Source organism: Pueribacillus sp. YX66, from assembly GCF_041725775.1.
Lineage (GTDB): Bacteria > Bacillota > Bacilli > Bacillales > UBA6769 > Pueribacillus.
Map to the genome: position 1 here is coordinate 1 of NZ_JBEUEL010000037.1, position 21,787 is coordinate 21,787.

At 37.9% G+C, this 21,787-nt stretch carries 24 protein-coding genes; 9 read left to right on the top strand and 15 right to left on the bottom strand.

Going from position 1 to position 21,787, the window contains the following annotated elements:
* Window positions 1–178: 178 nt before the first annotated feature.
* Genes ABU914_RS13215 through ABU914_RS13230 form a run of 4 tightly spaced genes read right to left on the bottom strand, consistent with a single transcriptional unit; the run spans window position 179 to window position 3,522 of the window.
* A complete protein-coding gene (locus ABU914_RS13215) occupies window positions 179–814 on the bottom strand; it encodes an ABC transporter ATP-binding protein (RefSeq protein WP_379670181.1) in 636 nt (211 codons plus the stop codon).
* Window positions 804–1,628, bottom strand: coding sequence for an ABC transporter permease (locus ABU914_RS13220; RefSeq protein WP_379670182.1), 825 nt, complete (start codon window positions 1,626–1,628; stop codon window positions 804–806). Before ABU914_RS13220 ends, ABU914_RS13215 begins: the two co-directional genes overlap by 11 nt.
* Before the next feature lie 11 nt (window positions 1,629–1,639).
* Window positions 1,640–2,206: a nitrous oxide reductase accessory protein NosL gene (locus ABU914_RS13225; protein WP_379670183.1), complete on the bottom strand. Its 567-nt coding sequence runs from the start codon at window positions 2,204–2,206 to the stop codon at window positions 1,640–1,642.
* A complete protein-coding gene (locus tag ABU914_RS13230) occupies window positions 2,203–3,522 on the bottom strand; it encodes a right-handed parallel beta-helix repeat-containing protein (protein WP_379670184.1) in 1,320 nt (439 codons plus the stop codon). The genes ABU914_RS13225 and ABU914_RS13230 overlap by 4 nt, the downstream gene beginning before the upstream one ends.
* A gap of 176 nt (window positions 3,523–3,698) precedes the next feature.
* Here ABU914_RS13230 and ABU914_RS13235 point away from each other — a divergent pair, with 176 nt between their 5' ends.
* On the top strand, window positions 3,699–4,151 hold the full coding sequence (locus ABU914_RS13235) for a DUF3592 domain-containing protein (protein WP_379670185.1): 453 nt from the start codon (window positions 3,699–3,701) through the stop codon (window positions 4,149–4,151).
* 167 nt (window positions 4,152–4,318) lie between these two features.
* On the opposite strand, the gene ABU914_RS13240 is transcribed toward ABU914_RS13235, so the two are convergent.
* The 7 genes from ABU914_RS13240 to ABU914_RS13270 form a co-directional block, all read right to left on the bottom strand.
* The gene (locus tag ABU914_RS13240; protein ID WP_379670186.1) at window positions 4,319–5,701 is read right to left on the bottom strand and encodes a sensor histidine kinase; all 1,383 of its coding nucleotides are present in this window, start codon (window positions 5,699–5,701) and stop codon (window positions 4,319–4,321) included.
* A gap of 4 nt (window positions 5,702–5,705) precedes the next feature.
* Complete coding sequence (locus ABU914_RS13245) at window positions 5,706–6,383, bottom strand: response regulator transcription factor (protein WP_379670187.1); 678 nt, start codon at window positions 6,381–6,383, stop codon at window positions 5,706–5,708.
* Window positions 6,376–7,350, bottom strand: coding sequence for a YncE family protein (locus ABU914_RS13250; protein ID WP_379670188.1), 975 nt, complete (start codon window positions 7,348–7,350; stop codon window positions 6,376–6,378). The genes ABU914_RS13245 and ABU914_RS13250 overlap by 8 nt, the downstream gene beginning before the upstream one ends.
* Window positions 7,351–7,693: 343 nt before the next feature.
* Complete coding sequence (locus tag ABU914_RS13255) at window positions 7,694–9,640, bottom strand: FtsX-like permease family protein (protein ID WP_379670189.1); 1,947 nt, start codon at window positions 9,638–9,640, stop codon at window positions 7,694–7,696.
* A complete protein-coding gene (locus ABU914_RS13260; RefSeq protein WP_379670190.1) occupies window positions 9,627–10,391 on the bottom strand; it encodes an ABC transporter ATP-binding protein in 765 nt (254 codons plus the stop codon). Before ABU914_RS13260 ends, ABU914_RS13255 begins: the two co-directional genes overlap by 14 nt.
* A gap of 167 nt (window positions 10,392–10,558) precedes the next feature.
* A complete protein-coding gene (locus ABU914_RS13265; protein ID WP_379670191.1) occupies window positions 10,559–11,560 on the bottom strand; it encodes a sensor histidine kinase in 1,002 nt (333 codons plus the stop codon).
* Between the two features lies 1 nt (window position 11,561).
* Entirely contained in the window at window positions 11,562–12,248 is a 687-nt protein-coding gene (locus tag ABU914_RS13270; RefSeq protein WP_379670192.1) for a response regulator transcription factor, read from the bottom strand.
* Between the two features lie 731 nt (window positions 12,249–12,979).
* Between ABU914_RS13270 and ABU914_RS13275 the strand changes: the two genes are divergently transcribed.
* The 3 genes from ABU914_RS13275 to ABU914_RS13285 are packed head-to-tail and all read left to right on the top strand — an operon-like array spanning window position 12,980 to window position 14,878.
* Window positions 12,980–13,711: an ABC transporter ATP-binding protein gene (locus ABU914_RS13275; RefSeq protein ID WP_379670210.1), complete on the top strand. Its 732-nt coding sequence runs from the start codon at window positions 12,980–12,982 to the stop codon at window positions 13,709–13,711.
* Window positions 13,708–14,469 carry an ABC transporter permease gene (locus ABU914_RS13280; protein WP_379670193.1) on the top strand — a complete coding sequence of 254 codons (762 nt, stop codon included), beginning with the start codon at window positions 13,708–13,710 and terminating at the stop codon, window positions 14,467–14,469. The genes ABU914_RS13275 and ABU914_RS13280 overlap by 4 nt, the downstream gene beginning before the upstream one ends.
* A 16-nt stretch (window positions 14,470–14,485) precedes the next feature.
* Complete coding sequence (locus ABU914_RS13285; RefSeq protein WP_379670194.1) at window positions 14,486–14,878, top strand: hypothetical protein; 393 nt, start codon at window positions 14,486–14,488, stop codon at window positions 14,876–14,878.
* Window positions 14,879–14,977: 99 nt separating this feature from the next.
* On the opposite strand, the gene ABU914_RS13290 is transcribed toward ABU914_RS13285, so the two are convergent.
* Window positions 14,978–15,127: a hypothetical protein gene (locus tag ABU914_RS13290; RefSeq protein ID WP_379670195.1), complete on the bottom strand. Its 150-nt coding sequence runs from the start codon at window positions 15,125–15,127 to the stop codon at window positions 14,978–14,980.
* Window positions 15,128–15,192: 65 nt separating this feature from the next.
* On the bottom strand, window positions 15,193–15,525 hold the full coding sequence (locus ABU914_RS13295) for a hypothetical protein (protein WP_379670196.1): 333 nt from the start codon (window positions 15,523–15,525) through the stop codon (window positions 15,193–15,195).
* Between the two features lie 279 nt (window positions 15,526–15,804).
* Here ABU914_RS13295 and ABU914_RS13300 point away from each other — a divergent pair, with 279 nt between their 5' ends.
* Complete coding sequence (locus tag ABU914_RS13300) at window positions 15,805–16,122, top strand: CotD family spore coat protein (protein ID WP_379670197.1); 318 nt, start codon at window positions 15,805–15,807, stop codon at window positions 16,120–16,122.
* A 231-nt stretch (window positions 16,123–16,353) separates the two neighbouring features.
* Here the strand turns inward: ABU914_RS13300 and ABU914_RS13305 are convergent, their stop codons facing one another.
* Window positions 16,354–16,785: a hypothetical protein gene (locus ABU914_RS13305; protein ID WP_379670198.1), complete on the bottom strand. Its 432-nt coding sequence runs from the start codon at window positions 16,783–16,785 to the stop codon at window positions 16,354–16,356.
* A 233-nt stretch (window positions 16,786–17,018) separates the two neighbouring features.
* Here ABU914_RS13305 and ABU914_RS13310 point away from each other — a divergent pair, with 233 nt between their 5' ends.
* Both ABU914_RS13310 and ABU914_RS13315 read left to right on the top strand, forming a co-directional pair.
* Window positions 17,019–17,549: a sigma-70 family RNA polymerase sigma factor gene (locus ABU914_RS13310; protein ID WP_379670199.1), complete on the top strand. Its 531-nt coding sequence runs from the start codon at window positions 17,019–17,021 to the stop codon at window positions 17,547–17,549.
* Complete coding sequence (locus tag ABU914_RS13315; RefSeq protein WP_379670200.1) at window positions 17,542–18,564, top strand: DUF4179 domain-containing protein; 1,023 nt, start codon at window positions 17,542–17,544, stop codon at window positions 18,562–18,564. The genes ABU914_RS13310 and ABU914_RS13315 overlap by 8 nt, the downstream gene beginning before the upstream one ends.
* A 149-nt stretch (window positions 18,565–18,713) precedes the next feature.
* On the opposite strand, the gene ABU914_RS13320 is transcribed toward ABU914_RS13315, so the two are convergent.
* Window positions 18,714–20,180, bottom strand: coding sequence for a protein adenylyltransferase SelO (locus tag ABU914_RS13320; RefSeq protein ID WP_379670201.1), 1,467 nt, complete (start codon window positions 20,178–20,180; stop codon window positions 18,714–18,716).
* 316 nt (window positions 20,181–20,496) lie between these two features.
* Between ABU914_RS13320 and ABU914_RS13325 the strand changes: the two genes are divergently transcribed.
* Window positions 20,497–20,901, top strand: coding sequence for a DUF4183 domain-containing protein (locus ABU914_RS13325; RefSeq protein ID WP_379670202.1), 405 nt, complete (start codon window positions 20,497–20,499; stop codon window positions 20,899–20,901).
* A gap of 72 nt (window positions 20,902–20,973) precedes the next feature.
* Window positions 20,974–21,360 carry a DUF4183 domain-containing protein gene (locus tag ABU914_RS13330; RefSeq protein WP_379670203.1) on the top strand — a complete coding sequence of 129 codons (387 nt, stop codon included), beginning with the start codon at window positions 20,974–20,976 and terminating at the stop codon, window positions 21,358–21,360.
* The last annotated feature ends 427 nt before the right edge of the window (window positions 21,361–21,787 follow it).

Here is a 21,787-nt window from a genome sequence, read left to right on the forward strand (position 1 = left end):
GATTTGCCGCCGACTTCCTTCAGGCTCCACCTCACGGTGGACACCCTTGTCTTAAGCTAATCGCTACTACTGCCTTCACGATTCAGGACTTTAACCTTATAGAATATGTGCATGCCTCGCACACTAAAAAAACGCTTCATCCAAAAGGATAAGCGTTTTAATCGATTATTTCTTATTCTTATTTTTTTGTTCGCTCAATACGAATCACCCGATCACTCACGTCATTAGCAAATGAATAGAGATGAGTCGAAAATAAAACGGTTTTATTCTCTACTTTTAATTGTCTTAACAATCGTTGTAAATTCATTAACCATTCATCGTCAAGCCCATTTGTAGGCTCATCTAAAAGAATAAGTGAGGAGCCGCTAAATAAAACTTGCGCAAGCAACAACCGTTGGCCCATCCCTTTCGACAATGTCGAAACGTAGTCATGTTGTTTCTCTGTAAGTCCGACTTTGTCAATTGCAGCAAGCACATCTGATTTAGAAACGTGACGAAGCCGTGCATAAAACATTAAAAACTCCATCACCGTCAACGGTTGGCGAAATTGAAAGTGATCAGGCATGTAACTAACGTACTGTGCATATTGTCTGCGATTAGCTTTTCTAGTTAAGCCGTTTACCGTTATCGTACCAGACGTAGGAGAAACGATTCCGCTAATCATTTTAATAATCGTGCTTTTCCCCGCACCATTTGGACCGTATAACCCGATGAGCTCGCCTTTTTGCGCCGTAAGTTGAAATTCATGAACGACCGTCGTTTTCTTATATCGCTTCGTTACATTATGAACGTGCAACAACGGTTTATGTCCCACGATAACGACTCCTCTCTGTTCCTATGACAGCAATAACAATGGATGCAATTATCCACAATAGAGCGAGACCGATAAAGTACAAGTTACTTAGTGGCTGCTGTATCCATGAGACCCAATCAACATACTGCGGTCCAAATACATTACCTCCGCCCATTTTAACCGTAAAAAAAAGTCTCGTAAATTCCATCGGATTTAACAACGTTGCAATTTGCAGCGCTTGAAGCGAAGTTTTAAATGGCAGTGAGTGAAGCATTGACATTAAGAGCACTGGCCATGCCAAAACAAACAACACCCAAACACCGATACTTATCGTTAATGCTTGCCACCTGCTCGCCGATAATACCCCGATTAACACGGAAAGTGTTAAAAACAAAATGACTAAACAGATGGCATACAAATATAATAGAACAACCGCTTCAAACGATAACGAATGTTCAAAAAAAGAAATGACGAGACCGGCTAAACTGAATGCACCTGTCACAATCGTAACGAGTACGATGAGCATGCCGAAGAACTTCCCAACGATCCATTCAACGGTTGAAATCGGATACGTTAATAACAACTGCCAACTTCCATCTTCTTTTTCCATCGTTAATGAAAATGCTCCCATCACTAACGTCATAAGCGGTAAGAAGTAAGCAATTAAATTCATAATCGTCCCTGTTGCTTTAGAGTATTGCCCGATTCCGACCGCATCTCCAGATAAGTATAAAATCGCTGTCGTAAACACGGCAAAAAAGATGACGAATGCATACGTCCAAGCACTGCGAAAATGAATATTCAATTCTCGTCTAACTGTCGCCCAACTTACCATGTGCCATGCCCCTATTCTTCATGTTCATGGTCTGCTTCTTCTTCGTCATGTCCATCATGATCATCACCATGATCATGATCATGACCATGTTCTTCTTTCATCTCTTCCATAAGCTCCATATTGCGTTCCCAACTATGTTTTTCAAGCTCTGCATACGAAAGTAGTTTTCCTTTTCCTTCCTCTTCAATAAATGTTTCCGCGTCTTCTTTTGACTTAAAAGAATACACACCGTAAGCCATTGGTGTTCGAAAATCTTTATCAAATACGAACGTTGCGTTTTCAATTTGCAGCCATTCTTCTGAATCATAATCTCTCACGTAGCGAACATTAACGTCATCTAACCCATTTTCATCAACCCATTCAAAAAGACAACCGATATCATCAAATTTTAAAGCTTGACCATCATCCAATACTAACTGCGCTGCATTATGATCATTAGGAACGAGCATATTACAGACGTCACAACGATCCGTACCCTCATTGATTTCCTCTGGTGCGAATACTTCTTCCTTCCCGCCACAAGCAACAAGTGCGACCACCATAAAAGCGGTGAACAACACCATAACTATTTTCTTCATGTTTTCCTTCCTCCTACGTAAATGATTAATGAACTCATCAATATAGCCAAACTGTACACTATGACATCAACGGTTTTGCGCTCAGAATGAATGACTTTTGGCAGTTTCGAAGCCTCCATTAGCGGTGCTTCATCAGATAACGTTTTGTCACGATCGGTATCCAATACAAACTGCAAGAAAAACAAGCCTGGTGAATCAGCAAAAATTTGGTAAGCCGGTTTATTCGCAATAAGTGAAGAAAAGAGCAAATCAGCATCATAAGGAATTGCACTGATTTTCTCTCCCGTTACGTCAAGACCGTAATGGTCATCCCAATAATTGTGCATTACATGATTGTCTTTACTGTCCTTTGCACGAGCAGAAATTTGATTATTCATAAAGTCGTTTTGTGAAATGGCATTCCTTTCTGAACGAAGAACGTCTAGACCGATATAGTTAGCAAAAACTTGATTCCCTTCGATGCGATTGTTAGTAGAAGATTCGATAAACAGACCAATCAAGTTCTCTTCAAGCACGTTATTCTTTACCGTGGCATCATGGACGTCATACAACATCAATCCTTGCGAATGCACGTGAAAACTTTGTTTACGAAATCGATTGTTTTCTAAGTGTGTTCCAATCGTTCCCATCACCATTGCGCCAGTAATGTTTTGTTCTGAAAGATTGTCGATTACATTCGTTCGTTTTGTAAACATGAAATGAAATCCGTAGCGAGAGTGAGCTACGTGCGAATTTCGAATCGTATTGTCTTCACTTTGTTCAACATAAATGCCGTCTTGAGCATATTGAATCGTGATATCTTCAATAAGATTCGCATGAGATTGAAACAAATCGATACCGTTTCCTTCTCTCGTCAACATACTGCCTGTAAACTCACTGTCTCGGAATGCACCTTCAATCGTAATCTTACGTAGCACATTTTCATTCGCTTTGTCTAAAACAATTCCCATGCCACTTGTAGACAACACCACATCAGAAACGACATTGTCATCTCCTTTGATTAACACGGCAGGTAATTCAAGCTGGTCATGATCATGTTCAATCGTCAATCCGTGAACTTGAACGTGATCGCTATCGATAAGAAGCGTATACTTACCCTCTTTATTCAACAGCGTCACGTCTCCATTTCCTTGAAGAGTGATCGGCTTTCGAATCGTAAACGGTCCTTCATACTCCCCTGAAGGAATTGAAATGACATCTCCTTTCTCTGCCCGATTAATTTCTGATTGCAAATCAAAAGCAAACGTTTCTTTTTCTGTTAAAAACAGCAATAGAACAGTTGTACAAACAATCGCACAAACATGAATGCTCTTCATCTTAAACCTCTTTCCACCAGCTTTCTTATACCGTAACAATCAATTGTGAGATCATAATGAAATCCTTGCGAACAAAAATTGAATAAATACACATTTGACTACTACTTTCAGACGATGAAAATATAAAAACAAATGCTAAAATGAAAATAAATCAAAAATGAGTAAGGGGACTAGGCATGGAAGGATTGTATTTAGGTTTAGGGACAATCGGACTCGCGTTTTTCGTGCTTGGCGGCATTTTTTTAATTTACGGATTAAGACGAACTCGCCCGATACGAAATTGGGAAAAAACGTCGGGAACAATCATTCAAAAAGAAAAAAACCTCGTCATTACACTAGGTAAAATTTTGCGAAATGAAAGTTTTTCTCAAGATATACCTGATCGTTATCCAACCGTTGAATATGAAGTAAACGGGCAAACATATACAAATACATCTAAAATTAGTCAACAGCCTGGTTTAAAACCAGGAAGAATAGTTGAGGTTCTTTACAATTCGAATCATCCTGAACAAGCCGTTATTAACACATTTGTCCAAAGAGGCTCACTTTTTACACTATTAGGTTCGATTTTTCTTACTCTTGCTTGTATTTTTTTGACTATGATTCTCATTGTCTATTTTTTGTATTAAAAAGTAATCAAAAAAAGAGGGACAAATCCACAACCCTCTTACAAAGCTTCATAAGTTTTGAGTGAACGTATTCATACATCGTGTCAGATATCACAGATTAAAGACGAAACCGGTGCACTTAGTAGCGATTTTCCATTCCGCTTTCAAGGCTAGCTGTATCCGCTATCTCATTCTCCATATACCGGCAATTCAACCGTCACCTTCGTGCCTTTTCCAAGCTCAGATTCAATCGATATGTCCCCGTCATGCTTTTTCACAATTTGATTGACGATCGCTAAACCGATGCCTGTACCACCATCATTACGCGTTCTTGCTTTATTTACACGATAAAAACGGTCCATGATGTTCGGAAGATCGTCTTCGGGTATGCCTTCCCCTTCGTCTTTTATTTGCAAAATTGCCTTTTCTTCTTGTTCAAACAAGAGAATCTCAATTTGCTGTCCTTTCGAGCTATATTGATAAGCATTTTGCAATACATTCATCACCACTTGTTCTAACCGATCAGCGTCACCATAAATAATGATCTCCTCATCAAGTTTATGAACGAGAATAATGTCTTTTTCTTTGCATTTCAACTCAAACCGCTCAATAACGTCTAAAATAAGTTGAGCAAATGGCAGGGGACTTGATTCCATCGGGTAAGAGTCCCCTTCCAGTTGTGCTAAATCGAGCAAATCGTTCACTAACCGCTCAAGTCGAGACGTTTCTTTTTGCATGATTGATATGTATTGCTCGTAATCAATTAACCCTTCCGCTACACCCTCGCTAAATCCTTTCATATAGCTGATTGGCGTCCTCAATTCATGAGAAACATTAGCTAAAAATTCCCTACGGTTTTGCTCCACTTGTTGTAGCGAGGACGCCATCGCATTAAACGATGAAGCGAGCTGACCAAACTCATCGTTTTGCGAAATCGACAACCTTTCTGAAAAATTTCCTGAAGCAAAATGTTGCGTAACTCTAGTCATTTGTTTTAATGGCTTCACAATATGATTCGTTATTTTGCGAGCTGCAAACAGCATAATTGTTAATAATGCAAGAGATGACAAAATAAGTGTTGTCCACAATGGACGAAACGGCTCATATACGGCAGACAATGGAGTGTAAAGAAAAATCACTCCGTTTAACTGCTTTTCCTCTATTAATGGAATAACAACAGCTAGAATATCTTGCTTGAACTTTTCATGTTCACGAATCAACACGACATCATCCCCAGCAAGCAGCGTTTGCCGTTCCTCAAACGAAATCAAATGTTCATCCATCTCAATATCAAATGGCAAATTTCCGCTTAACAGCATTGGATTCTCCGTAAAAATAATTTCCCAATCCAAACTTTCATTTGACCATTCAATTTTTTCAAGAAAACGCTCCTTATTTTCATCATAAGTAGAAGCGAGTTCGTGCCCGTGAGAAGAAAGTGATTCAATGAGGCGATCAACGTAAAACGTTTGATATAAATACTGAGTCAAACCGACTGCCGACGCAATCGTAACGAATGCAAGTAAAGCAAATGCTAGCAAAATTTTATATTCCATTTTCACGTTTTTCATCAAATCATTCCTCTAACTTATAGCCTACTCCCCATACCGTCTTAATCAATTCGCTCGCTTTACCCAATTTAATCCGCAACGTCTTTATATGCGTATCGACCGTTCTCAGCGTCGCTTTCGAATGTTCCATTCCCCAAACGCGATCATGCAGTTGCTCTCTTGTAAAAACCCGTTCTTTATTTTTTGCCAACAAGAGCAATAAATCGAATTCCTTGCGCGTAAGTGTGATCGGCTTATCATTCACCTTTACCGTTCTTCCATCAATGTCAATGACAAGCTTGCCAATCCGCAACAAAGCAGATTTCACATTTTGATTCGTACGTCTTAGCAATGCTTCTATACGAGCTAACAATTCATTTGGACTAAATGGCTTCACGATATAGTCATCAGCTCCCATTTTTAATCCACTCACACGATCGGCTTCTTCACCTTTTGCAGTTAGCATAATAATCGGTACGTCAGAAAACTTTCTAATTTCCTTACATGCAGTAAACCCATCCATATACGGCATCATGAGATCGAGCAGAATTAAATCAACCTCTTGCTCTTCCAACTTCTGCAAAAGAGCATACCCATTACTAGCGCTTGATACTTGAAATCGCTCTTTACGCAAATATGATGTTACGAGCTCAACCATTTCCTTTTCATCATCAACGACCAGTACATGGTACTGTTTATTCATGTGAACGTCCCCCTAATACGATGCCATATGGACCAGCTTGCAATGCGTATTCTTCAGTCACTGCATACGTCTTCCGATCAACGAGGAGTAGCGTATCACCGTCAAGAGCTGTGACATAAATATGCTGTTCATCCGCTGTAACATAATACGGGTTATCACTAGTTTCTATCTTTTCTTTTACACGAAACGACTCCTTATCAATAATATGCATTTCATTTGAACCATGGCTTAGAACAAACATATCTTCATCCCGTTCATCTGTGTAAAACGCGATTGGCATCGAACCTGCCTTCACTTTTTCGACTAACTTTCCTGTAGATGCATCGTAAATATGGACATACTCATTTAGTTCGCCATAGGAACCGTGACCACCCACCCAAACATTTCGGCCGTTTACGACGATATCGGTAGGGTGCTCAACAACTGGAAAAGTACGAACGACTTCATACGTGAATAAATCAATGACCGAAACCGTTCCGTGATCTCCATTTAACACATATAAAAATGATTCGTCCGCCGAAATCGAATTCGGATAGCTTCCGACTTTTATTCTTTTTATAATCTCTTCTTTATCCATATCAAAGAGCACCGCTTCATTATGCTTCGCATCCGTCAAAACCAACATCTGATGGGCATCATCATAAAAAAGATCCGTGACAGAAGAAACGGGCGAAAGCAGCGTGCGAACTTCTCCGTTATAGAGATCGATTAGAAGCACTTCCGATTCCAATTTCCCTGCGACAGCGAGTTGATGATGATCGATTCTTGCAAGTGATTGAATATTAAACTCGAACACTTCTTCATAAATGATTTTACTTTTTTTTAGATCAACAACCGCAAGCATCGGCTCTTTAATATGTGTAATGAGAACATGATGTTTCTCCAACGGTGGCACCGAAAGCGAAGTATAGTTGCAGCCAGAAACTAATAGTACGATCCCAACGATGAATACGATCCATTTCCTCATACGCTTCTCCCTCATATTCTGTTCTCTTTAGTCTACATAGTTTACTACCTCATTGTGAAGACAATGTGAAAAGTATGCGAACCATTTTTAAACTTAGACTGTCATGAAAGCGATAGTCAGACAAGGCATACAATGGACTGATGACTCGAATAGAAGTTACCTTAAATAAACGACGAGCGAGACAAGCAACACAGTGTGTGAGCATTAGCAAACAATCTAATCCTATCTACATAGTAATATACTCCATTGCAACGATATCAGTAAAAGTTTAGTTGATACAAAAAAATGAACTTGAAAAAAATTTTTCAAGTTCGTCAAACATAAGTGTGCAATCAATGCCTTTTCATAGCGCCTCTTTAACCACCTTTTTATAATACAGGAAAGACAGCATCCCGAAAATGGAATAGAGAGCAGTATATAAAAGCATCACGATTAACATCGGTGTCCATAGCTCACTCCCAAACAAAAACCACCCGGATTGAACAGCAAAATAGCCGTGAAGCAACCCAATCCCAAGAGGGATGCCAAAGTTAAACAATTGTTTACTAAGAAGACCGCGTAAAAGATCGCTTTGCGAATAACCAAGCTTCCTCAAAGTCGTGTAGTTCGGCTTTTCATCCTCACTTTCATCCATCTGTTTGAAGTAAAGGATACAACCGGATGTAATCAAAAAAGTCAACCCTAGAAAGCCTACAATGAACATTCCAAGACCGATGGCTTCCCTCTGATTACGAATCATTTCATAACGCGAGTCATAAGCAGCAATCTCATCATATCCAAGCTTTTTAAACAGATCATTTGCTTTTTCAATATTTGCTTTATCTTTAATGTCGATTCCAATATAAATCGGATCCTTTTGAATATCAGGATTCAAATCTTTCTTTAAGCGGTTAAATACTGAGTCATCAACAATCGCAATTGGAAGTCCACCATTTGTAAAATACCAAGAAAGAATATATTCTTTTCGTAACCCTTTATAATTTTGCGAAACTGTTTCTCCATTTGCCATATTCCATTCGATTTCACCGGATTCTTTAAATGACATAAATTTATGCATTATATCAGAATAGCCGGTAAACACTGTTTCATTTGGAGAAACGTCCACGTCATCAATATCTTCATCACTAACAACAGACATAACCATAAGATTCGGGTCGAACATCATCTCTTCCATATCAATCTCTAAAATGGCTTTAATATTGGCTTCCGCCTGAAGTACGTTTATTTTAGTTTCCTTAAACGCAATTTGATTTTTTGTAAACGTGTTTTTTAACTTTTCCGCATTTTTTTCATCTGTCAAAGTAAAATCAGCTGGAACATTATCTCGGACAGATTTTTCAATAGAATAGTACGAAATATAACTAAGAGACAATAGACCAATTGTTAAAGCTGACATTGTCGTAATGACAGTGAGAAGAAATGCATTCGATTTCATCCGAAACATGATCGAGGAAAGCGACATCACCTCGTTAATGTTCAAATAACCGTTCTTACTTTTTCGAATGAGATGAAAAATAAAACTAACAGACCCTTTATAAAAAAAGTACGTCCCGATAATAACAGAAGCCAAAATAAACAGCATCGCTAAAAACAATTGCGTCATTGTTTTAAAATCACCATTAAACAACTTCGAAGAAACATAATATCCAGTCACGATCAAAATAATCCCTAGAACGCCGATAGCCGCTTCAAGCTTGGAAAGCTTTTTCACTTTAAATTCAGTTGAAGAATGGACACGAAACAATGACAAAATGCTCTGTCTTTTAATAAAAAAATAATTCATGGTCAAAATGAGTACGTAAATTATCGAAAAAACGATAATCGTCTGAATCAATGCCTGAAATGAAAATGTCAATTTCACAATCGCCTCAATGCCGGCTACTTTAAACAAAATCATCATCATTAACTTCGAAATAGAAAAACCGATAACGATCCCGATAATCAAAGAACTAAAATAAAGGATAAAATTTTCAACGCTCAAAAGCCGAAAAATTTTATTCTTCGTCATTCCAATAAGTTGGAACAAGCCAATTTCGTTGCCTCTTCTTTTAATAAAAAGATTGTTGGCATACAAAAGAAACACAGAAACGATCGCAATGAGCAATACTGAGCCCGAACGGATGCCCGCACCAGCTTTAATGGAATCTTTCACATCATCAATCGATGGAGCGTAAATTAAAGTCGCAAAAGCGAAATAAAGGGCGACACTGAATATTAAGGCAAAAACATACAGATAATAATTTTTTATATTTTTTTTCAAGTTGCGAAAAATAATTTTATTCATGTTCATTACGAACACCACCTAGTACTCCTTGTGTTTTCATAATATCTTTAAGAAACGCCTGCCTCGATTCATTGCCTTTGTTGATCTGAGTATAAATCTGTCCATCTTTAATAAAAAGAACTCTACGTGAATAGCTGGCAGCAACTGGGTCATGAGTAACCATAATAATCGTGGCCCCTAATTTTTCATTTAACTCACTCAGTTTATTTAAAAGATCAGAAGCGGACTTGGAGTCTAGCGCACCAGTCGGCTCATCTGCAAAAATGATGCTTGGCTCGTGAATAAAAGCTCTGGCTGCTGATGTCCGCTGCTTCTGCCCGCCAGAAATTTCATTCGGATATTTATTTTTTATATCAACAATATCAAGCTCAGATGCCAACTGTTGAAATTTTTGTTCCGCTTCCTTTTTCGGCGTTTTTGTAATCGACAACGGCAACAAAATATTTTCTTTAACGGTCAACGTATCAAGCAAATTATACTCTTGAAAAATGAAGCCGAGATGATGCTTCCGAAATTCAGCCAATTGTTTATCTTTCATGCTCACAATGTCTTCCCCATTAATCTTGATCGTTCCTTGGCTTACCTTGTCAATGGAAGAAAGAACATTAAGCAATGTCGTCTTTCCGGAACCAGAAGCTCCCATAATGCTAACAAAGTCGCCTGCGTCGACTTGAATATCGATCCCTTTTAAAACTTCCTGCCTATTAAATTTATTCCCATAGCTTTTATAAACCTTAAATGATTCCAAAATATACATTTGCGTCCACCTCTTTTTAATTGATACTTATACAAGGAAAACTTTCCAACCGGCACAAACAGAAGGTTCCCCTCTGCGAAATTACTTTCTGACTAATATCATAAAAAAAAAGCATCCTACTTTCCTTCGATTCGCCGAACAAATGATTCAAGCATGTGACAAAAATGTCACATGCTTGTAAGTTTCACGAATTCATTTTGTTTTGGAAAAGTTAAAGCAAACGTAGTTCCAACATTTGGCTTTGATTTTACGCGAATTTCAATCATTAAAGAATCCGCTGCTTTTTTCGCTAAATAGAGCCCCATCCCTGTCGCCGACTGTCTTGGATGCGTCGTTGAAGTAAAACCTTTGTCGAAAATACGAGGAAGATCTTTCGGAGAGATGCCCTGCCCAAAATCTTGAACTTCAACGACAATGTGATCGTTTTCCGCCTTACTCCGGATAATAACTTCAGACTCATCGCTGTATTTTACCGCATTGGTCAGCAATTGTCTCATAATAAAAGCGAGCCATTTTTCATCGCTAAGGACTTGATTTATTTCCAAATTCACGTCAAATCCAATCCCTTTTTGCATACACCAGGACTGTAAATTTTTTATTTCTTTAAAAATTACCGGCTCCAAAGCAATTTTTTCAACATGCAATGTATTTTCAATAAATGAAATCCTTTTTTGATGGAGCTGCTGATCGAGCAAAAGGTGAATACGAAGCCACTCATATGTCAGCTCAGATTTCAATCTTTCGTCATCCAATCGTTCGATCATCAAATGCATCGCTGTCAATGGGGTCTTCACTTCATGGATCCAAGATAATAAATCATCTCTTTCCAATTCAAGAGTCATTCGATTTTCATTGACGATTTGCTCTTGCCTTACTGTTTGTTCCCTTATGCTTTTTTCCACGACCTTCTCAAAAGGAGTTTTCGCTTCCGGAATTCCTTCTAAATCAAAGCTGTTGTCCCAGTCTTCTAAACCTTTATAAAAAGGAGTTTCTTTTTTATAGCGAACCGATACAAAAATAATAAAGATGAAGAGTGATAAAAACATGATGTAAACTACTGATGCAACTGGGATGGACGTATCGAGATAGGCGATAAAAAGGAGTAAACATTGCGAAATGCAGTATATGATGATCCAGCTAAATCTTTCAATTAAAAACTTTTTTACCATATTAGTGCCTCTCTTCTTTCGCCATATAGCCTTGTCCCACTTTCGTTTCAATAGATTTTCCTAAACCAATTTCATCCAAACTTTTTCTCAGCCGATTCACATTGACCGTCAGCGTGTTGTCACTAATAAATCTTTCATCATCCCACAAACTTTTAATTAAATCGTTACGGCTGACAATCTGGTTTTTCTTCGCAATGAGAATTTTCAAAATAAACATTTCATTTTTCGTTAACTCAATCGTTCCACGCTCATTAGAAACAGTATTATTTGAAAAATCAACAGTCGCTCCGCACCAGCTTTTCAAGCTCGTCTCTCCGGTACTATAACTATACACTCGGCGAAGAATTGCTTGTATTTTCGCTATAAGAACATCAAAATGAAACGGCTTTTGAACAAAATCATCCGCACCTAACTGCATCGACATCACCATGTCCATCGGATGATCGCGCGATGATAAAAAAATGATCGGCACATTGGAATGAGAACGGATCATCCGACACCAATGAAAACCATCAAATTTCGGAAGTTGAATATCAATAATAACTAAGTCAGGACTAATTTCGATATACTCCTGAAACACCTCATCAAAATGCTTAACACCATACACGTCATAAGACCATTGCGATAACCTGTCACGAAGTTCTTTAAAAAGTGTCTCGTCGTCTTCAATCAGTAATATTTTAAACATTGTATCACCATAACTTTACTTGATAACAATATTGTATATGCAATGTGAACAAGATTGAAAGAGAAAATCATTTTAAATACGTTCAATATTTCACTATGATGCACACTTTGATATGATATTTGTAGCGTTCTTAGCTATAGAAAAGGTTTTCCCCTATACATTTTTGACGGAAAAACCACGCTAGAAATCATTGTTCCGATGCTGCTTTTTGCGCTCTTTAAAAGTCTATGATCATTGACTACTTATACTTTTTCTCTTCCTCTATAAAGCAGCAAAAAAAGCTATTAAAGTTCAGAGTACGTACTTAAGAGAAGAGAAACTTCATTATTTCTGTATTTTATTTATGATGAAAATCGTAAACGATTACGAACGATGACAGATCTAAGCAAAACCTACTATATTTCACCGTCTCATGGAATTAGTTGACGAAGTGGAAGATGAGGGAAAGATAAGTTTAGACAAATGCCTACTTTTGACACCCGGTACCTCGTATTCATAACCATTTGCTCTTGCTAAATGTACTCGCGGTTAACACATAGCTTCTACTCATCTGCTGTTATTCTTCTTATAAAAGAACGCCGCACGGCTCTGGATCATGATGTTTTCTTATGAGCTTCTGTTTTTTTAACCCATCTAAACGAAATAACAGTAAGCATAATGACAGAAAACAAGCGCACGCAAACAAATGAAACACTATAAAGCGATTTTATGCAAAAGGATGTGTGAACGCCATTTCAATACAATATAATCCAGCCATTCACTTTTCGAATGTGACTTATTCCGTTGATCATACGACGATTTTAAAACAGATTACAGGTTCTTTTCCAGATGGAAAAATTACGACGATCGCTGGACCATCAGGTTCTGGGAAATCAACACTGCTAAAATTATGTAACGGACTCATTTCGCCTTCATCCGGCGACATTTTCATTCATGGCCGTCCAATCGAACAATTCGAACCAGTTGAACTGCGACGCACGGTCGGATTCGCACTTCAGCACGCTCCTATGATAAAGGGGACCGTTTATGACAACTTAGCACTACCATTAAAGTTAGCAGGTCATACATTGTCTGAACAAGATGCACTCTCATACTTAGAGTCAGTTGGTCTAGACCCATCATTTTTACATTATGACACAAAAGATTTATCAGGTGGGCAGCGACAAAAAGTATCCATTGCCCGTACCCTTGTGAACCGGCCAAAAATTTTACTGCTTGATGAAATTACTGCATCTCTCGATCCACAATCATCAAAAGAAATTGAGCAATTGATCGAATATGTAAACGAAACATATAATGTCACAATGATTTGGATTACCCATCACTTAGAACAAGCAAAAACGATCGGTCATTATACATGGATCATCATGGATGGTGAAGTGATTGAAACTGGAGAAAGCAGTTTACTCGCCTCACCAAAAACAGAAAAAGTGAAGCGATTTGTTGAGGGAGGCTTGACATGAGTTATACGTCACTAGCATTGACGCTGATTTTCGTTCTTATCCCACTTGTATTATCGAAGACATTAAAACTTGGTTTAGAAAAAGATACGATCATCGCAACAATCCGTTCAATTGTTCAGTTACTTATCGTTGGCTATTTACTGCAATTCGTGTTTCATGCTGAACATTTTATTTACATCTTGCTTATGATCATCCTCATGCTCGTAGCTGCCGTTGAGAATGTCAGAAAAAAAGGTTTTTTTATAAAGGGCATTACGTGGAAAGTGGCATTAACGCTTATTATCATTGAAGTTCTTACACAAGGCATCCTCATCGGCTTAAACATCACACCACCAACCGCTCAGTATATCATCCCTATTAGTGGTATGGTCATCGGAAACTCAATGGTTCTTTCCATTCTTTTCCTCAACCGCTTTTTAGCAGAAGTAGAAGCGCACGATGAAGAAACAGAGCTTATTCTTTCATTAGGGGGGACTCCGAAACAAGCCATTCATACACAGCTGATTTCGTCTATTCGCGCAAGCATGATCCCAACAATTGAAAGCCAGAAAACGATGGGACTCGTTCAACTTCCCGGCATGATGAGCGGTCAAATTATCGCTGGCGCGGATCCTGTGCAAGCCGTCATGTTTCAACTGCTCATCGTTTTTTTACTATTAACCACCGCTGCTATGTCTAGCGTCATACTTGGATTTTTAGCTTACCCAACACTTTTTAACGAGCGGATGCAACTTGCTACTATAAGAACGAAAGCTTGAAAGGAGACTAGTACGATTGGCAGAAACGATTTCAACACTAATTGTCATTACCATCGTTACATTTATATTTTTAAGATACGGGAGAATTCGCACTGTTACTCATATTAACTATATCGCCAGAAAAAGGAAAAACAACTTTCGAGTCAAATATAAAAAGTTTGACGGCATTGAATATTATCACTTTCGCTTAAGAAAACAGGAAAACATTACGATAAAGTACAGCGTAACCGTAGAAAAAGGTAGCCTTACAATCGAATGGCGAGATCGTAAAAACACATTTTTTCAAAAAACGTTTTCGGAATCAAATGAGGGTGAATTTCACTACAAAACCGAGTTAAAATTACACACTTTAAAACTTGAAGCAGAACATACAAAAGGTGGATGTCAGCTCGAATTAGCCCGAGCATGACGTTTGCTCTTGTCCTCAACTAAAAGTATTTAGCATATGGTCGGGATAAAATACTTCTGACCTTTTTCTTTTCATCTCATCCAGATGTTCACATTCATTTTAATTTCTTCGTCTCACACTTTTTTTCCTTCGGGCGCGTAAAACTCGAACTGAAAGAATAATTCCCGTAATCGTTAAAATTACAATTCCGAGCGCTGTAAAATCATTCGCTAAAATGAAATTAACATTATTTACAATTCCAATATGCAAGTCATACATCCATTTTTTAACATCGCTATCTGTATATGCTTTAAAGACTTCACCGTATTCGTCAACTACAACAATAGTTCAATAGTTCCAAGCTCATCTTTTAAATGAAGATAAAAAAATGTACCGAGTCCGTGATTGGCATGATTAACTCTTTTGACATCCTTGATCGCATATAAACCAGACTCTGTTCCCTTTTCCATAGCTTCCGTCATCGTTAACTTACTCCCTCGCTCGGGCACTTGATTCTCATACTCCGGGTTCATATAAACTATATTTTGTTTATGAAACCAATCATGCTGATGATTTAAATAAAAACCCGTAACGGATAACATTAAAATCATCACACTTAAAATAATCCCTAAATAAAGGTGAATATTCAACATTAGTCTTCTAAACATGCATCATCACTCCTTATCAATTCAAAAATAGTCTACAAACTTAATGTGAATTGTTTGTGAATACATTGTTAGAGAATAATGAATCTTCAATCACCATTTAGGAATTCCGATTAATCCACATAAACATGTCCAAGAACATTTTGAAAGATAGCGAGGAATTACTTGTAGCTTTTTTCATTGAGGTCATTGCCTATTTCAACTTTTAATAGGACGGATGTCCACCCATTAGTCAATTATCGTGCATAAAGATAAATAACCGATAAACAAGGAGGAGCTTATATGAGATATCATAAGAAGAAATGCTTTTGCAATAAAGGACCGCATCAATGCAAATGTGGGTATCCGAAAGCAAGACCACCTCAGCAATTACCTGCAAAAGAATTGCCAGCACAATACAGTCCGGTAAAACAAAATACAGAATATGTCGGACAGGACGTCCTCGTACCCGTAGTGCACCCGACGCATACGACACAAATCAATCATACAACTTATAAATATATGCATTCATACCCCCATACAAAATCTGTTGTTAACTCTGTTTCACACGAACACCATTGTGTATGCCCACCTAAACACCATTGGGGAAAACATTGTTAGCTTACAGAACCTACCATTTGGTGGGGTCTTCTTTTTACTTTGTTCCCTCATTTTCTATTTTCTTTATTTAGATTTATTCCTTTGGTTTTTTACTACTTGAAACTTAACCTTTTTATTATAAATGTTAACTGAAGAGTAGCATCCATAGAAAGCGCTGTAACACTATTTCCAGCGTTCTTTGTAATTTAAAAAAGCTCCCCATAATCACTAGAAGGAGCATACTAAAATTTTTTACTCTTTATTCTTAAGCTTACGTTGAAAAAAAATAAAAATAGGTAGTGGAATAATAATCCAACCTACACTTTTAATAAGAGAATTGACTGCTTGCTTTTGAGCTTGCTCCTCTTCAAGCTGAATCATTGCATCATAAGCAGCGCGAAGTTCCTCTTCTGATTTTTCCGAGACGTTTTTTTCTTCAAATTTAAATTGTCGATACTCTTCAAACGACTGATGATATGGTGCCGGAGAAACTAGATCAGCAGCCGACATAAACACCCCAATGCTTCCGCCAATTACCATCATAAGCGTTGCAAACAAAACTAAATAATGATAAATATTTTTTAACATCAGTTCACCTTCTTCCTCGGGATTCATCCTCAACCCTGCAATAAACAAAACAATGAGTCCAATAATTACCATTGGAATAACAGAAACAGCAATCAAGCTTTCACCCCCTATTGCTGTTAATTATACTCCCCAACAGTGAAAAATGCTTCAATTTTTTATTTACTAACTTCCGACTTTTTTCTTACAACATTTACGGATCGATCCTAGGATAGTGAGTACTTTAATGTACTTTGCTCTTAGCGTATCATCAAGCAACACACTATGATTATTAATTGCAACGTTTCTCTTTCCTGGTCCGACTTTACTGTGAAAGGAGGAAACAAAAGCAAATGGATATTGCAAAACTCGTACAAAAAGCGAAAAGCGGCAATGATGAAGCGTTTGAACAACTCATTAGCTCCGTTCGGAACAAGCTGTATCAAACTGCCTTTGCTTATGTGAGAAATGAACAAGATGCCCTTGATATTTACCAAGATACGATTTATCAGGCGTATATTTCTCTTCATACGTTGAAAAAACCAGAAAGCTTCCAAAGCTGGATTGTAAAGATGAGCGTATTTAAATCGATTGATTTTATTCGAAAGGAATCGCGTCATTTCCTAGCAGATGAGACAGTGTTTCAAAAGCTTATGTCCACAGATAAAATGGAATCTTTAGCACATTCCTTAGACTTATCGGAAGCATTCAAGCTGCTTGATCCGCAATACAAAACAATCATTTTGTTGCGGTATTATCACGATTTATCAGTGAAAGACATTGCTAAGATTATCGGTTGCCCAAAAGGAACGGTAAAGTCGTATTTACATCGAGCAAAAAAACAGCTTAAACCTATATTAAGAGAGGGGTATATGTATGAGTAAAGAAAAATTTAATAGATCCATTGACAAATTAGATGTACCTCTACACAAACTAATTAAAAGAGAAAAGATCGCAATACATCAAGCAAAGAAAAAAAAGAAAGCTAAAAAAATGGCAACACGCTCATTTCTTACAGCTTGCTGCCTCTGTCTAGGACTACTAAGCACTGGTTTTTTTTCATCAAATATGACTGAGGCTTTATCAAAAGTTCCAATCATCGGAACGATTTATAAAGAATTTGGTGAAATGGCAGCCGATCACATAGAAAAAAATCAATTCGCAACGATCATTGAAAAGCAAGATCAAAACGAATCACTTACGATGACAGTCAAAGAAGCAGCTTACGATGGAGGGCGATTACTCGTAACGGTTGCCTATGCTGGAAAAACAAATCTTTTACTAGAAGAAAAGTCTATTGGCCATCAATATGTCACTATTAATGGTGAGACGATAAAAAGCGCGATGGAAACTTCAACTCAAAGTCTTTTAAATTCAAATACTATTATTGAAATGCATGAATTTACATTTACGAATTATAACGAATACGGCAACAGTATTGAGGTTGCTTTACATGGAAAAAACTTATTTGGTACGAAAGGTGACCTACAAGTAAGGTTTCCACTGAAAAAAGTTCAAGGAAAGATAGTTGAAATAAATCCGAAAGCAAAAGTTCAGGATGAGTCGTATACAATTGAAGCTGAAAAGGTCATATTTTCTCCTCTTTCCACAAGGATTGACTTAAACATTGACTATCCTGAACAAATGGATACAAATGATACATGGCCATGGTTTAACTTTTACGCAATTGACGATCAAGGTAACACATTTGATGGAACCCAAATTGAAAGCGGCATGGCCAACGATAATGGACATCATATCATTCTAAGGTTGCCGCCAATGGAACAAATTCCTACATCTCTTACCCTTATCCCGAGAGATGTCAACCAAGCAGGGCAAAAGTATAATTTAACAGCACTAAAGTTAAAGATCCCTTTGGAGCATAATATAGACGAATAAATGAATAACCTCTTAAGAACTACATTCCATCCTTCTGATGGATGTGAACGATGATGTGGAAAATAAAGTATGGAAGAGGATACTATTTAATCCTCTTCCACCCTATTGTCCGACTTTCCTTAAGTTTTACTAGGGTACTTTCAAGCACGCTATGTTCCACAAAACGTTCGATACGGATAATGCGAAGGGGGTGGCACTGTCGAATATGCTTCTTGCTCAAAGGTATGGGCATACGGATTTGACAGGACTTCAAGCAACCGCTCCATTACGCTATAATCTTCCTTCTCCACCGCTGCCTCAAGCGCTGCCTCTACACGATGATTTCGCGGAATCACTGCAGGATTATTGTTTTTCATTAATTGCTTTACTTCAGCTTTTGATTGTTTCTGTTCGTTTAGCCTTGCTTTCCATTGTTTTTGCCACTCTTGAAACTCCCGAGTTTTGAACAAATCCATCTCATCAAACAGTTCAAACGTTAACGCTTTAAACGTATTTGTATAGTCAGCACGGTTTTTCTCCATTATGACTAGAAGATTTCTAATTAGAGCTTCATCTTGCTCCTTTGCATGAAAAAGTCCTAACTTCGCTCTCATTCCCGTTAACAAGTGACGGTCATACACTTCAGCATAATAAGAAAGCACCTCTTTCGCCATTTCAACCGCTTTTTCCTGCTTTTTATGAAATAACGGTAACAATGATTCGGCAAACCGCGCCAAATTCCATTGCCCGATTCCTGGCTGGTTTCCATAAGCATAGCGCCCTTGCCGATCGATTGAACTAAACACGGTCTCTGGGTCATATTCATCCATAAATGCGCACGGTCCATAATCAATCGTTTCGCCACTAATTGTCATATTATCGGTATTCATAACACCATGAATAAAACCAATAAGCTGCCATTTTGCAATTAATTTAGCTTGTCGTTCAACAACATGCCGAAAAAATAAAAAGTATTTGTTATATTCTTCACTGATGTCTGGAAAATGACGGTCAATAGCGTAATCCGCTAACGCTTGCAGTTGACCTTCTTTTCCCCATTGAGCAGCAAATTCAAACGTACCTACGCGAAGATGACTTGAAGCCACACGTGTTAATATCGCCCCCGGAAGTTCGGTCTCTCGATAAATTGGTTCACCCGTCGTCACGACAGCTAAACTTCGCGTCGTCGGAATCCCAAGCGCATGCATCGATTCACTAATGATATATTCCCGTAACATCGGTCCAAGTCCAGCACGACCATCACCACCGCGTGAATAAGGCGTACGTCCAGCCCCTTTTAGCTGAATATCAAATCGGTCATCAGTCGGCGTAATCTGTTCACCAATCAGTACAGCTCGGCCATCACCTAACATTGTAAAATGCCCAAACTGATGCCCCGCATAAGCCTGCGCAAGCGGAAAAGCACCTTCCGGAAGCTTATTTCCAGCAAATACCGCTGTACCTTCTTCACTCTCAAGCCTTTCAGCGTTTAAACCTAAAGACTCTGCCAATCGTTTATTTAAAATAATTAGCTTCGGTAATTGAACAGGCGTTGGATGTTGTTCGGCAAAAAACCTCCGAGGCAACCGAGCATAACTGTTTTTAAAATTCCATCCGATTTCAGAAGTAAGTTCCATTGGATCACCTTTCCGCAAAATCCTCTATGTTGCTTCTAATATACCCATTCAAAAATGACGTTATGTCACTGTAACAATATCAAGTAGCAAACGGGATTACCAGCAAAACCGCTTTCTTGATTCCGTTTGTCTAAGCATAAGCCTTTCACCGAGACAATGCCAATTAAAATAAGAAGATAGTTTATTGCCTAGAACAGGTAAAAAACAGATTAATAAAATAATGAAGAGACGCTGCGAAAAACCCGTTTAGTCAACCATAATAGAGTTAAAAATGTGCGATGACATGTTTTTAATCGGTTAAAAGGAGCAAGACAAAATGAACACTAATAAGCATAAAAACATTAAAAAACAAGTCAATCATGTTCTGTTTCCTTCAGGGTGCCCGCTCATTTATCCGAGAAATCAAAAGCGTTTATCAGATCTTTTGCAATCTCACGTTCTTAAAACAGAAACTCATACGTATTTTGCAATATCCGATGGAAAAAAAAGAAAATATACGGATGATGATGGTCTGACAGAATACGGAGATATGCACATACTTGACCCGAACCAAGTGTCTTATTTCAACCTGTTTGTTAATGGTGTCCTTCAACCGCATCATGTTTATGAAGTCAATAAAGGCTGTTTGTTATTTAAAACAAGCGACCTGCCACACAAGGGAGTACCTATCATTCTTCAGTTCATTATCATCCGATATCATTATTTAAATACCCTTTTATAATTCTAACGTGAAAGACATCCAATCACATCAATCATATATTCATATAATAAAATAAAAAGGAGGTAAAGTATTTTGGCATTACAATTAATGAAGCTTCACGTGCTTGTAAGCTCAGTTTCAACTAATCTGAATCCAGAAGTTACAAGCTTCTTTCATATAACGACTGTCGATACAGAAGGAGGAGCAACACTTACACTCGATCCAGCTGATTTTTTTCAGGATGATGGAACAGAAGTAACGGAACTGCCAGAATTAGCGACAGATAATAGTTACTTTAATGTCTATGTAAACGGAGTTCTACAAATGAGTGAACTGTCAACGTATACACCTGGCGCTGCCGGAATCGGTTCACTGGCAATTAACGTACCAGAAGATGATACCCCGATTCTTGCCAATTCCCCTATCGTATTAAAAGTAGTAAACTTCAATCCGTCAACTGATGCAAGCGTTGAAACTTAAAATTGAAGTCATGTCGTAAATTTTTTAAATTAAAAAGCCTCTTAGCAAATTAGTACGCAAAGAGGCTGATACTTTTTACTTTTCCTTCCATAAATCGTATCGGAAAATTTTTACTATTTTATTCCGCTAACAGTTCAGCTGTGTTGCCAAAATTACTTATCATTCTTCTTATTTTTACCCCTCCTGACTTTTGAGCCATTATTCAGCGTCACTACTCTCCTTTGCCTCATCGATATATTTTCAACTTTACATAATTTTTATCCTTCCGAATTTTAAGAGCGGTTTTTATAAATCTACCACTTTGTTATGATTCTTTCCCCTTCTTTTTGTTTCATTTTTCTTTTTCCCATATCCTCTATAATCCTCAAACTCAGCAAGTACAGCAAAAATTTCATCCACAGCTCACTCCCCAAAATTTGAGTGCAAC